General features: G+C 62.1%; 12 protein-coding genes. 4 read left to right on the forward strand and 8 right to left on the reverse strand.

Annotated elements, in window-relative coordinates; translation table 11 throughout:
• The first annotated feature begins 51 nt into the window (after nt 1–51).
• The 4 genes from gnd to QTL95_RS08410 all read left to right on the forward strand — a co-directional run bounded on the left by gnd (nt 52) and on the right by QTL95_RS08410 (nt 7543).
• Complete coding sequence (gene gnd / locus QTL95_RS08395; protein WP_289719519.1) at nt 52–1071, forward strand: phosphogluconate dehydrogenase (NAD(+)-dependent, decarboxylating); 1020 nt, start codon at nt 52–54, stop codon at nt 1069–1071.
• A 109-nt stretch (nt 1072–1180) separates the two neighbouring features.
• On the forward strand, nt 1181–3322 hold the full coding sequence (locus tag QTL95_RS08400) for a mechanosensitive ion channel family protein (RefSeq protein WP_442981270.1): 2142 nt from the start codon (nt 1181–1183) through the stop codon (nt 3320–3322).
• Between the two features lie 238 nt (nt 3323–3560).
• Nucleotides 3561–6164 (forward strand): bifunctional lysylphosphatidylglycerol flippase/synthetase MprF, encoded by a 2604-nt coding sequence (gene mprF / locus QTL95_RS08405; protein WP_289719594.1) that lies wholly within the window; start codon nt 3561–3563, stop codon nt 6162–6164.
• Nucleotides 6161–7543: a virulence factor family protein gene (locus QTL95_RS08410; protein WP_289719520.1), complete on the forward strand. Its 1383-nt coding sequence runs from the start codon at nt 6161–6163 to the stop codon at nt 7541–7543. The genes mprF and QTL95_RS08410 overlap by 4 nt, the downstream gene beginning before the upstream one ends.
• On the opposite strand, the gene QTL95_RS08415 is transcribed toward QTL95_RS08410, so the two are convergent.
• The 8 genes from QTL95_RS08415 to ruvC form a co-directional block, all read right to left on the reverse strand.
• Nucleotides 7540–8103, reverse strand: a complete 564-nt coding sequence (locus QTL95_RS08415) for a DinB family protein (RefSeq protein ID WP_289719521.1) — start codon at nt 8101–8103, stop codon at nt 7540–7542. The genes QTL95_RS08410 and QTL95_RS08415 overlap by 4 nt on opposite strands.
• Nucleotides 8104–8137: 34 nt before the next feature.
• Nucleotides 8138–9178 carry a Holliday junction branch migration DNA helicase RuvB gene (gene ruvB, locus QTL95_RS08420; RefSeq protein WP_018899653.1) on the reverse strand — a complete coding sequence of 347 codons (1041 nt, stop codon included), beginning with the start codon at nt 9176–9178 and terminating at the stop codon, nt 8138–8140.
• A complete protein-coding gene (locus QTL95_RS08425; RefSeq protein WP_289719522.1) occupies nt 9175–9579 on the reverse strand; it encodes a PIN domain-containing protein in 405 nt (134 codons plus the stop codon). Before QTL95_RS08425 ends, ruvB begins: the two co-directional genes overlap by 4 nt.
• The gene (locus QTL95_RS08430; protein ID WP_289719523.1) at nt 9576–9863 is read right to left on the reverse strand and encodes an AbrB/MazE/SpoVT family DNA-binding domain-containing protein; all 288 of its coding nucleotides are present in this window, start codon (nt 9861–9863) and stop codon (nt 9576–9578) included. The genes QTL95_RS08425 and QTL95_RS08430 overlap by 4 nt, the downstream gene beginning before the upstream one ends.
• Nucleotides 9864–9929: 66 nt before the next feature.
• Nucleotides 9930–10547: a Holliday junction branch migration protein RuvA gene (ruvA, locus tag QTL95_RS08435; protein WP_183900461.1), complete on the reverse strand. Its 618-nt coding sequence runs from the start codon at nt 10545–10547 to the stop codon at nt 9930–9932.
• A gap of 22 nt (nt 10548–10569) precedes the next feature.
• Entirely contained in the window at nt 10570–10986 is a 417-nt protein-coding gene (locus QTL95_RS08440) for a type II toxin-antitoxin system VapC family toxin (protein ID WP_289719595.1), read from the reverse strand.
• Nucleotides 10986–11237: an AbrB/MazE/SpoVT family DNA-binding domain-containing protein gene (locus tag QTL95_RS08445; protein ID WP_289719524.1), complete on the reverse strand. Its 252-nt coding sequence runs from the start codon at nt 11235–11237 to the stop codon at nt 10986–10988. Before QTL95_RS08445 ends, QTL95_RS08440 begins: the two co-directional genes overlap by 1 nt.
• Before the next feature lie 61 nt (nt 11238–11298).
• Nucleotides 11299–11811, reverse strand: coding sequence for a crossover junction endodeoxyribonuclease RuvC (gene ruvC / locus QTL95_RS08450; protein ID WP_289719525.1), 513 nt, complete (start codon nt 11809–11811; stop codon nt 11299–11301).
• Nucleotides 11812–12046 lie beyond the last annotated feature (235 nt).

Here is a 12046-nt window from a genome sequence, read left to right on the forward strand (position 1 = left end):
GAGTGATAGTTTCGCCGCATTATATCGATTTAAATTACCAGGAGACTTGAGATGCAACTTGGCATGGTTGGTTTGGGCCGGATGGGAAGCTTCATGGTCCAGCGCTTGATGCGCGATGGCCATGAGTGCGTCGTGTATGATGCGAAAACCGAAAGTGTGAACGATCTCGTCGGCAAGGGTGCCGTCGGCAGTTCGTCGCTGGAAGAGTTCGTCTCGAAGCTGTCGCGCCCGCGCGCCGTATGGCTGATGCTGCCTGCCGCCATCACCGACAAGGTGATCGCGCAGATCGCGCCGCTGCTCGACAGCGACGATATCATCATCGACGGCGGCAATTCCTACTATCATGACGACATTCGTCGCGGCGGCGAGCTGATCACCAAGGGTCTGCACTATGTCGACGTCGGCACCAGCGGCGGCGTCTTCGGTCTCGAGCGTGGCTATTGCCTGATGATCGGCGGCGAAAAGGCCGTGGTCGAGTCGCTTTCGCCGATCTTCAAGTCGCTGGCACCTGGCGTCGGCGACGTCGTGCCTTCGGCGCATCGTCCCGATCAGGCCGGCAGCACGGCCGAACAGGGCTATCTGCATTGCGGCCCGCACGGCGCCGGCCACTTCGTGAAGATGGTACACAACGGGATCGAATACGGCCTGATGGCTGCCTATGCCGAAGGCTTCAACATCCTGAAGCGTGCGAATATCGGCGCCGATACGCATGAAGTCGATGCCGAGACAGCGCCGATCGCGCATCCTGAGCACTACCAGTACGACTTCAACCTGCAGGACGTCGCCGAAGTCTGGCGCCGCGGCAGCGTCATCACCTCCTGGCTGCTCGACCTGACCTCGGATGCGCTGCATGCGGATCCGGCCCTCGGCGCCTATGCAGGTCGCGTTTCGGATTCCGGCGAAGGCCGCTGGACGATCATGGCCGCCATCGACGAAAGCGTTCCGACGCCGGTTCTGAGTGCCGCGCTCTACAGCCGCTTCTCGTCGCGCGACAACGACGAATTCGCCAACAAGGTGCTGTCAGCCATGCGCGCCGGCTTCGGCGGCCACGTCGAAAAGCCGAAGGCATAAACCATTCGGCAATAATGGTTATCGGAGCCCGCGCAGCCGCATGCCGCGCGGGCTTTTCTTTCGCGCGCTTCAATATAAGCTACGCTATATATATTGGAGGGGCTGGGCGATGGGTCTGGGGTTTGGCGCGCGCGTTGTAAGGCGGCTTCTGCCGCTGATTGCTTTGACGATGGCCGCATGGGGAGCGTTGGCGCAGACACCGCCCGCCGCGCCGGCAACGCCGCCGCCCGCCGAAGTGCGGCAAATCTTCGAGCTCATGGAGAAGCCCGCCGTCAAGCAGTGGATGGCCACGCAGGCCGCCCCGACACAAGCACCCGTGCAAGCGCCGACCGCGCCATCGGCAATGCCCGGCGAGATGTCCGGAGAGCAGATGTCGGTGCTTTCCGAATTCCTCGGTCATGCCCGCACGCATTTCGATCTGGTGTCCGGTGCGGCGATGACGCTGCCCGAGGAGGTCGAGAATGCCTCCGAGATCGTCGAGCGCGAGGTTCAACCGAGCGGCTGGGCTGTCGTGACGTTCGAACTCCTGGCTCTGTTTCTCGCCGGTGCTGTCGCCGAAATGCTGTTTCGGGTGATCGTGCCGCGACCGCGCATCAGACAAGAGGATGGCGAGGTGGTCACAGTCGCCCATCACGCCGCAGCCAACCTGAGCTATCGCGTGGTGCCGGCGCTGGTGTTCTGCATCGCGACGCTCGTTCCGCTCGTGCTCTTCGATTGGCCGCCGATCACGCAATCGCTGGCGATCGCCGTGGCCATCGCGCTGATCGTATCGCGCGTCACGATCTCGATCGGCCGGCTGCTGGTGGCGCTGGTGACGCTGCCTCAGGCTGGCGGCGAGCGCGACGTTTCGCGGGCGACTGCGATGTTCTGGTTCGAGCGCAGCTGCGTGTTCATCATCTATTTCGTGTTCGGCTGGGTGCTGATCCAATTGATGGCGCCGCTGGGCTTCTCCCCTGGGTCGCGGTATCTCGTCGGCTACACGCTCGGGCTTGGATTGCTTGCCATCGCCGTCGAGGCGGTCTGGTCGCGCCCGGTGGAGGAGGGGCACAAGAGCACGACGGTCTCCTGGCTGCTGACGATCTATTTCGTGGCGCTCTGGCTGCTGTGGGTGGCGGGCTTCAACTTCATCCTGTGGCTTGGCATCTATCTCGTGCTGTTGCCGCGAGCGCTACGGGTCTCGACGCTTGCCGTGCGATCCCTCCACAAGGCGGAGGCCGGCTTTCTTGCCAAAAAGCGGATTGCCGCGGTGCTGCTCGATCGCGGCGTGCGAGCGATCATCATTACCATCGCCGCCATCTGGCTCGGCCGCATTCTTGGCTTCGCGGCCGATCGGATGGCTGCCGGCGAGACGATGATCGACCGGATCGTGCGCGGCTCGGTCGGCGGCATCGTCATCCTGCTTGCCGCCGATCTGCTCTGGCACCTTGCGCGCGCCTATATCAACGGCAGGCTCGAGGATTCGCCTCTGGAAGGGTCGATCAATGACGATGAGAAGGCACGGCGGGCGCGGTTGCAGACGCTGCTGCCGATCTTCCGCAATATCCTCGCCGTCGTGATCGCCGTTATCGCTGTGCTGATGGTGCTTTCCGGCCTCGGCGTCGAGATCGGGCCTTTGATTGCCGGTGCAGGCGTCGTCGGTGTCGCGGTCGGCTTCGGGGCGCAGACCATCGTCAAGGATGTCATCAGCGGCATGTTCTATCTCTGGGACGATGCATTCCGTGTGGGCGAGTATATCGAGAGCGGTAGCCACAAGGGCGTCGTCGAGGCCTTCAGCCTGCGGTCCGTCAGGCTGCGCCATCACCGCGGGCCGCTGACCACGGTGCCGTTCGGTGAACTCGGCGCAGTCAAGAACCTGAACCGCGATTGGACGATCGACAAGATAACGCTCAACGTCACCTACGACACCGATCTGGTGCTGGCGAAGAAGGTGATCAAGCAGATCGGCCAGAAGCTGCTCGAAAACCCCGACTACGCGCCTCATATCATCGAAACGCTGAAGATGAAGGGCGTCGAGCAGTTCGGCGAATTCGCGATCGTCATCCGTCTGGCAATGATGACGAAGCCGGGCGAGCAGTTCGTCATTCGCCGCAACGCGCTGGCGATGATCCGAACCGCCTTCAAGGAAAACGGCATCGAGTTTGCAGTCCCGACGCTGCAGGTCTCGAGCGAGACGCACGACGCCGATGCGAATGCCGCGGCCGCCCTCTATGCCGCGCAGAAATCGGCACCTGGAGAGGAGCCAGCCGCTTAGTCGTGCCGGTGCCATACGATGATGGCGCGGCTGCGTCGGGGATCTTACCAAAATGCAATGTGCAAGTGCTCTTCTTGCGCCAAAAATGCCCCAATTGAAGAAGAAGCAGACGCTTATTGCGGGCGCTGGGGTGGCGTTGCCATGTATTCGCGGGCTTGAGCCCAAGAACTTGCATGCTGGCTGTGTTAGGTGTTCGAAACATGACTCCCGCTGATGTGTAAGTTCGCGACGGTAAATGATGTCGAAGCACGCCGATTTGGAAGAGATTGAAGTAACGGAAGAATCCACCTTCGCCGGCTTTTTTCGGCGATACCGGACACATCTCGCGGCCGTAGCGACGCTGATCGTGTTCTGCATGGTCGGCTTCGCCATCGAACAGCTTACCACCGAGGTGCGCTACGACGATGTCGTTCAGGCGCTCGCCGACACGACCGTGAGCTCGATCCTGCTTGCGCTCTTCTTCACTGCCCTAAGCTTCCTGGCGCTGGTGTTCTATGACGTGAACGCCATCGAGTATGTCGGCAAGAGGCTGCCTTTTCCGCAGGTGGCGCTGACCGCGTTCAGCGCCTATGCGGTTGGAAACACGGCGGGTTTCGGCGCGCTTAGCGGCGGCGCGATCCGCTATCGGGCCTATTCCAGGCTCGGGCTGACGCCCGAAGAGATCGGGCGGGTCATCGCTTTCGTGACGGTCGCTTTCGGTCTCGGCCTTGCCGGTGTCGGCTCCATCGCGCTTCTGGCCATCGCCGACGAGATCGCACCGTTGATCGGCGTCAGCAGCATATTGCTGCGATTGATCGGCGGCGCCATCGTACTGGTGCTGGCGGCAGGCGTCGTGCTCGGGCGTGGCGGGCGGGCGCTGGAGATCGGCCGCTTCTCCATCCGGCTTCCCGATTCCGCCACATGGTCGCGACAGTTCCTTGTCGCCGCCTTCGATATCGCGGCTTCCGCGACCGTTCTCTACGTTCTCCTGCCGCAGACGGCCATCGGCTGGCCGGTGTTCCTGGCGGTCTACGCGATCGCCGTCGGCCTCGGCGTGCTCAGCCATGTTCCGGCGGGACTCGGCGTGTTCGAGACCGTGATCATTGCCGCTCTCGGCAGCGCCGTGAATATCGATGCCGTGCTCGGCTCGCTGGTGCTCTATCGCCTGATCTATCACGTCGTGCCATTGCTGATCGCCGTGCTTGCCGTCTCCGCCACGGAGCTTCGGCGCTTTGCCGATCATCCTGTGGCCTCGGGCATCCGGCGTATCGGTATCCGCCTGATGCCGCAGCTGCTTTCAGCGCTCGCGCTGCTTCTCGGTGTCATGCTGATCTTCTCGAGCGTGACGCCGACACCGGACGAGAACCTTGCGCTGCTGTCCGATTATCTGCCTTTGCCGATCGTCGAAGGCGCGCATTTCCTCTCCAGCGTGCTCGGGCTTGCGCTGGTGGTCGCGGCGCGCGGCCTTGGCCAGCGTCTCGACGGCGCCTGGTGGGTGACGATCCTTTCGGCCGCCGCGGCGCTGACGCTGTCGCTGCTCAAGGCGATTGCGCTGGTCGAAGCCTGCTTCCTCGCCTTCCTGATCTTCGGACTGTTCGTGAGCCGGCGGCTCTTCCGCCGTCGCGCGTCGTTGTTCCACCAGACGCTGACGGCATCATGGCTTACGGCGATTGCGGTGGTCTGCGTCGGCGCGATCGTCATCCTGCTTTTCGTCTACCGCGACGTCGATTACAGCAACCAACTCTGGTGGCAGTTCGAATTCACCGGCGAAGCACCACGCAGCCTGCGCGCCACGCTCGGTATCACCATTATCTCCTCTTTCATCGCTGTCTTCAGCCTGTTGCGTCCGGCGACGACGAAACCGGAGCCGGCTAGCGACGAGGCACTCGAGAATGCCGTCGCCATCGTCGAGAAACAGCGCTACGCCGACGCCAATCTGGTGCGCATGGGCGACAAGAGCGTGATGTTCTCGGAAAAGGGCGATGCCTTCATCATGTACGGGCGGCAGGGGCGCTCGTGGATCGCTCTGTTCGATCCGATCGGCGAACGTAGCGCCATACCCGAACTCGTCTGGCGCTTCGTCGAAACGGCCCGCGCCGCCGGCTGCCGCGCGGTGTTCTACCAGATCTCGCCGGCGCTGCTTTCGCATTGCGCCGATGCGGGGCTCAGAGCCTTCAAGCTCGGTGAGCTCGCCGTCTCCGACTTGACGGCCTTCGAGATGAAGGGCGGCAAGTGGGCGAACCTGCGCCAGACCGCGAGCCGCGCCCAGCGCGACGGGCTCTCCTTCGAGGTGATCAAGCCCGAGGACGTTCCTGACGTGATGGACGAGCTGGCGGCCGTTTCCAACGCGTGGCTGGCCGACCACAATGCCAAGGAGAAGGGCTTCTCGCTTGGCGCGTTCACGCCTGAATATATTCTGGCGCAACCGGTTGGCATCCTGAAACTCGAGGGCAAGATCGTCGCCTTCGCCAATATCCTGATCACCGGCGCCAAGGACGAGGGGACGATCGACCTGATGCGTTTCTCGCCGGATGCGCCGAAGGGTTCCATGGACTTCCTGTTCGTGCAGATCATGGAATATCTGCGCGCCGAGGGCTTTTCGCACTTCAACCTCGGCATGGCGCCGCTATCGGGCATGTCAAAGCGCGAGACGGCGCCGGTCTGGGACCGCATCGGAAGCACCGTGTTCGAGCACGGCGAGCGCTTCTACAACTTCAAGGGCCTCAGGGCCTTCAAGTCCAAATTTCACCCTCAATGGCATCCGCGCTATCTTGCGGTGTCCGGAGGAGGCAATCCTGTCATCGCCTTGATGGACGCGACGCTCCTGATCGGCGGCGGATTGAAAGGGGTCGTGAGGAAATGATGAAAAGACACATTCTGGCCGCCGCATGCGCGCTGGCGCTCTCCATTCCCGCCGCACGGGCGGCCGACGAGACCACGCAGAGCTTCGAGACCGGGCTGATCCCTTCGCCGCACATCTTCCTGCCTGACGGAGACGTCAAGGGCGCCGTGATGCTGATCTCGGACGCGGCCGGCTGGGGCGACAAGGAGAAGACGGAAGCCGATCGACTGGTGGGCGAGGGCGCCGTGGTCATCGGCGTCGATTTCCCTTCCTATATCGATGCTCTCCGTAAATACGACGTCAGCGACAATGACGGCTGCGTCTATCTGGTCTCCGATATCGAGTCGCTCAGCCAGCAGGTGCAGCGCGCCGCGGGCAACAGCCCGTACCATCTTCCTGTTATCGCCGGTATCGGCGAGGGCGGGGCGCTGGCGCTGGCGATTGCCGCGCAGACACCGGATGCGACCATCGGCCAGACGCTGGCGATCGATCCGCTGGCGGGTATCCCGCTGACGCAGCAGCTCTGCACGCCAGCGAAGAAGGAGACGGTCGGGGATCGCATGATCTACGGTCTCAGCGATATCGCGCTGCCGGATCCTGTGATCGCCGCCTTCACTTCGGCCGCCAACAAGGATGGCCGCGCGCATGCTGAGGAGCTCAAGAAGGCGCATCCCGACATCGATATCCGCGATTCCGAGGATGATGCGCAGACGACGCTCAGCGATACGCTGGACGACCTGATCGCCGCATCCGGCAATGCCGACAATCCGCTCGGGCTACCGCTGACCATTCTCGATGCCACGCCCGCTTTCGACACGATGGCGGTGATCTACTCGGGTGACGGTGGTTGGCGCGATATCGACAAGGAAGTGGGTGCGGCGCTGCAGAAGCAGGGCATTCCCGTGGTCGGTGTGGATTCGCTGCATTACTTCTGGTCCGAGCGTAAACCCCAGGAAACCGCCGACGATCTCGGCAAGATCATCGAGCTCTACCGCAAGCAGTGGAAGGTCAAGCATGTGCTCTTGGCCGGCTATTCCTTCGGCGCGGACGTCGTGCCGGCCGCTTTTTCGCGGCTGAAGCCGGCAGCCAAGAGCACCGTGGCGCAGATATCGCTGCTGTCGCTGTCGCACGAGGTGGACTATCAGATCTCCGTCATGGGCTGGCTCGGCGCCAAGACCGAAGGCGCTGGCGGCGACCCGGCGAATGACCTCAAGACCGTCGATCCGAAGCTCGTGCAGTGCGTCTACGGCAAGGAAGACGACGACGAGGTTGCCTGCCCCGATCTGAAGGATACCGGCGTCGACGTCATCGCGCTATCAGGCGATCACCACTTCGACGAAAACTACGCGCTGCTCAGCAAGACGATCATCGACGGGCTGAAGGCGCGACTGCAGGATTAAAGCATCAACTTCTCTTCGCTCCAGCCGAGGGCGGCGATCTCGTCGCCCCGGAACCTGGCATCGTCCGCGACGATGAATTCGTCCAGCTGCGGCGGCTTCACGCTGGTGCCCGCCAGCATGGCATGCACCTGGCCGCGGTGATGCGTCTGGTGCTGGAAGAGGTGGTTGAACGCATCTTCCATCCGTTCCCGCTGAATACGCTCGCCGCGATGGATCTCGACGGTCGAGGCCAGTTTCTGTGGCGAGAGCGCATCTGCAAGCGTTACCAGTCGTGCATCGACGGACTTCTGTGCCGCGGCAAGGGTTGCGATATCGGGGCAGGGTTCCTCGACCGCCCAGGCCCGCGGCCCCAGCGTGCCACCCTCCAGCGCATCGACATAGAACCAGTCGACCGTGAGAATATGGTTCAGCGTCGCCTTGATCGACGGGAAGAAACTGACGCGCGGCGCGTCGAATTCGCCCGGCTGCAAAAGCGCGCAGGCCATGTGCAGGCGATGGTTGGCGAGCGCGTTGTTATAGGCGAGCTTGCGGAAGGATCGGCAGGGATCGAAATCAGGCATGATGCGTCTCCTCCTCGCGCGGCTTCGGCCTTCTTCAATCGTCCTGCTGAAACAGGCGGAACTGGGCGGCTTCGAGATCCTTCGGCGGCTGCATGCCGAGGTGCTTCCAGGCGGTGGCGGTCAAGACGCGGCCGCGCGGGGTGCGCTGGATGAAGCCCTGCTGGATCATGTAGGGCTCGATGATGTCCTCGATTGCGTCGCGCGGCTCCGACAGGCCGGCGGCGATGGTCTCGATACCGACGGGGCCGCCGCCGAAATTCACCGCGATCATGTTGAGGTAGCGCTTGTCGAGCTGGTCGAGGCCGAGATTGTCGACCAAGAGCCGGGTCAGCGCTTCGTCGGCGATCTCGCGGGTGACGGCTTCGGCTCTCGCGACCTCGGCGAAATCGCGCACACGGCGCAGCAGGCGGCCAGCGATGCGGGGGGTACCGCGGGCGCGGCGCGCGATCTCGCGGGCGCCTTCGTCCGTCATCGGTAGGTTCATCAGCCGGGCGCCGCGACGCACGATCAGTTCCAGTTCATCGACGGTGTAGAAGGACAGGCGCACCGGGATGCCGAAGCGGTCGCGCAACGGCGTCGTCAAAAGGCCGAGGCGGGTGGTGGCGGCGACCAGCGTGAACTTCGACAGGTCGATCTTCACCGAGCGCGCGGCCGGGCCTTCACCGATGATGAGATCGAGCTGGAAGTCCTCCATCGCAGGATAGAGAATTTCCTCGACGGCGGGGCTCAAACGATGGATTTCGTCGATGAAGAGCACGTCGCGCTCTTCGAGATTGGTGAGCAGTGCTGCGAGATCGCCGGCCTTGGCGATAACAGGGCCGGATGTCGAGCGGAAGTTGACGCCGAGTTCCTTGGCCATGATCTGCGCCAGCGTCGTCTTGCCGAGACCGGGCGGGCCGACGAAAAGGACGTGATCGAGCGCCTCGCCACGGTTTTTCGCGGCCTCGATGAAGATCTTCAAGTTAGCGCGCGCCTCGGCCTGGCCAGTGAACTCGTCGAGCGACTGCGGCCGCAGCGTGGCGTCGAAATCCTCGCCGCGTTTTTCCGGGGTGATCAGGCGGGCGGTGTCGGTCATGCGAGAAGTTCCATTCCGGGGACGCAGGATGCGGCTTTTCTATCGAATGTTTTGATCGCTGCACATCCTTCCTGCAGCGAACGGGCGGCAATCAGCGCGTCGGCAAAGTCGGCATTCTCAGTCAACACGAGCCGGAGCGCTTTCACAACCAGATCATGATGCTCCACGACAAGTCCGCGTGTCCTGAGGAGGCTTTCAATTGCCCTGATGGTGTCTTGCTTGGAGAAGCCGAGCTTTGCCCAAAGCGCCCAGTTGAGCTCAAGGACTGCGACCAACGGAAGAAATGCGATGTAGTCGCGACCCAATCGCTCCGCGAATTGCAAGGCGGCGCGCCGCTGCCGAGGATCATCGTCGGTCAACAGGCGGATGACAACGTTGGTGTCCAGACCGATCATTTTCATGCAGCGACGTCAGGCTTACCGTCGTCTGCCGTGTTTAGCGCGTTGGCGCCAGCGGCGGCTGTGACCGCTGCATCTATCTCCGCGAGGGTCGCGGGGCCATTCGGCGAGGCTCCCAGCAGACCGGCAAGGTCCTTGAGATTGATGTTCTTCGGCGTTACGATCACCTCGCCGTCGACCATGCTGTAAACGAGCTGATCTCCTGGGCGCAGATTAAGGGTTTCCCGCATCTCCTTCGGGATCGTGACCTGTCCCTTGGCAGACAATGTTGCTTCCCAAACAGTCATCGATCGCTCCTTATCTTGCTGTCGGACAATAGCAGAAATTTCCGACGAATTCAAAATCGTCGGAATTCACCGCGACAACTCCTTCAACCCTAGCCGGATAAGCTTGGCGCTATCGGCGCCTTCTCCCGCCGTCTTCATTGCGGCGGCAACGGCGTTGGCGGCCTGGTCTCTGCTGTAGCCGAGGTTGGTCAGCGCCGAGACTGCGTCGGCGACAGGTGCCGATGCGACGCCTTCGCCGAGTTCCTGCTTCAGCCCGATATTGGCCGATGCCTCGCCGGCGAAGGCCGGGGCCTTGTTCTTCAGCTCGGTAACGATGCGGACAGCGACCTTGGGGCCGACGCCATTGGCGCGGGAGACTGATGTCTTGTCCTGCAAGGCGATGGCGTTTGCGAGTTCGCCCGGTGTCAGTGTCGAGAGAACGGCGAGCGCCACCTTTGCACCGACGCCCTGGACGCTCTGCAGCAGATTAAACCATTCGCGCTCGAGCGCGGTCATGAAGCCGAAGAGCTTCAGTTGGTCCTCGCGCACATAGGTCTCGATGAAGAGAATGCAGGCTTCGCCCACCGAGCCGATGCGCGACAGCGTGCGCGCCGAGCAATGGGCGACGTAGCAGACGCCGTGCACGTCGACGAGCACATAGTCGTCGCCGATTTCGTCGATGGTGCCTTTGAGCTTGCCGATCATGTTTGGTGTCCGCGATTTGATGCTAGAGAGGATGGGTTTCAGGGGTGATCAGGTCGAGCGAAGGGAAGTAGGTGCGGTATCCCTTCGGATCTCGAGTGAGGATGGCATAACCGCGGATAGCCGCATGCGCGCCAATCAGAAAATCGGGTAGAATCCGGTCGCGCCCGCCGCCCGACTTACGGTAGACGCGAAAAGCCGCGGCGGCTGCGAACGCGGCAGGCCAGGGCAGGTTCTCGCGACGGAATTCGTCCTGCGGCAAGAGACGGTCGACCTCGTCGATGTCGCGATAGCGGACAGAAAATTCGGCATAGATGATCGGGTTAATCAACACCGGTCCGCTTTTGAAAGCCGCAAATACACGTTGGCGAGACCAACCATGCCAATCGGACGTCGGCACCGATAGATCGACCAGAACGTTGGTGTCTATCAAGGTAGGCATCAACGATCCCGTGTCATCGACATCAGGGCCTCGGCGTCAATTGTCTGGTCGCCAGTGCCCTCAAAGCGATCAAGCGCATTCATGAACCGATCCAGCCGACCACGGTCCGCAAGCTCCTGCTTGCCATTCTTGGGCGCGATCACCAATTTTCCGCCTTCGACCGAAAAGATCACTTCGCTGTTCAGCTCTATGCCAGCAAGTTCACGCAGGTCACGGGGGATTGTGACTTGGCCTTTGGAGGTAACGCGCATTGTCTTATTCCCTCAATGTCGGTAATGATTATCATTACCGAGAGAACAAGTCAAGAACAAGCTACCTTGCAAGTGCTGCCATGCGCATGCGGGCGCCGCCGCGGTTGTGAGCGTGGCATATGGCGATGGCGAGTGCGTCGGCGGCGTCGTCACCCTTGAACTCGGCTTTCGGCATCAGGATCTTCAGCATCATGTGGATCTGCTTCTTCTCGGCATGGCCGACGCCGATGACGGCTTTCTTCACCGCGTTCGGCGCGTATTCCGAAACCTGAAGTCCCGCGCGAGCCGGGACCAGCATGGCGATGCCGCGAGCCTGCCCGAGCTTCAAGGTTGCCACTGCGTCCTTGTTGACGAAGGTCTGCTCGACTGCCGCCTCATCCGGCTGGTGTATATGGACCACGTCGGCAAGGCCGTCATGCAACTGGCAGAGACGCGAGGCGAGGTCCATGTCGCCGTCCGACGTGACTGTCCCGGATGCGACGAAGCGGAGCGAGTTGCCCAATGTTTCGATCACGCCCCAGCCGGTGCGGCGCAGGCCCGGGTCGATGCCGATGATACGAATCGCGTTGTGCATGGCGGTACCCTATTTCAGATGGACGATAAGTGCCATCGATAAGTGAACAAACCGAAAACACTACGGAATTTCACGGGCCGCGTTTACGTCGTTTTAAATTCCGTGCGTGACGGTCATCACATCAATGAGAGGAGCCTGTCCATTTTAGGGGTCAAGGTTTCCCAGGTACTGCTTACAGCTGGCCGACGGGGCGTTCGCGTGCCGCCGGCCTTTGCCGTCCAGAGGGTTCGTGTCC

It is taken from the genome of Rhizobium sp. S152 (assembly GCF_030380735.1).
Classification (GTDB): domain Bacteria; phylum Pseudomonadota; class Alphaproteobacteria; order Rhizobiales; family Rhizobiaceae; genus Rhizobium.

What these genes read in the sequence shown, in the direction of transcription:
- QTL95_RS08425 (WP_289719522.1), bottom strand. Translation starts at nt 9,579, where the DNA reads ATGAAAATGATCGGTCTGGACACCAACGTTGTCATCCGCCTGTTGACC.
- gnd (WP_289719519.1), top strand. Translation starts at nt 52, where the DNA reads ATGCAACTTGGCATGGTTGGTTTGGGCCGGATGGGAAGCTTCATGGTC.
- ruvA (WP_183900461.1), bottom strand. Translation starts at nt 10,547, where the DNA reads ATGATCGGCAAGCTCAAAGGCACCATCGACGAAATCGGCGACGACTAT.
- QTL95_RS08430 (WP_289719523.1), bottom strand. Translation starts at nt 9,863, where the DNA reads ATGACTGTTTGGGAAGCAACATTGTCTGCCAAGGGACAGGTCACGATC.
- QTL95_RS08410 (WP_289719520.1), top strand. Translation starts at nt 6,161, where the DNA reads ATGATGAAAAGACACATTCTGGCCGCCGCATGCGCGCTGGCGCTCTCC.
- QTL95_RS08415 (WP_289719521.1), bottom strand. Translation starts at nt 8,103, where the DNA reads ATGCCTGATTTCGATCCCTGCCGATCCTTCCGCAAGCTCGCCTATAAC.
- QTL95_RS08440 (WP_289719595.1), bottom strand. Translation starts at nt 10,986, where the DNA reads ATGCCTACCTTGATAGACACCAACGTTCTGGTCGATCTATCGGTGCCG.
- QTL95_RS08400 (WP_442981270.1), top strand. Translation starts at nt 1,181, where the DNA reads ATGGGTCTGGGGTTTGGCGCGCGCGTTGTAAGGCGGCTTCTGCCGCTG.
- ruvC (WP_289719525.1), bottom strand. Translation starts at nt 11,811, where the DNA reads ATGCACAACGCGATTCGTATCATCGGCATCGACCCGGGCCTGCGCCGC.
- mprF (WP_289719594.1), top strand. Translation starts at nt 3,561, where the DNA reads ATGTCGAAGCACGCCGATTTGGAAGAGATTGAAGTAACGGAAGAATCC.
- QTL95_RS08445 (WP_289719524.1), bottom strand. Translation starts at nt 11,237, where the DNA reads ATGCGCGTTACCTCCAAAGGCCAAGTCACAATCCCCCGTGACCTGCGT.
- ruvB (WP_018899653.1), bottom strand. Translation starts at nt 9,178, where the DNA reads ATGACCGACACCGCCCGCCTGATCACCCCGGAAAAACGCGGCGAGGAT.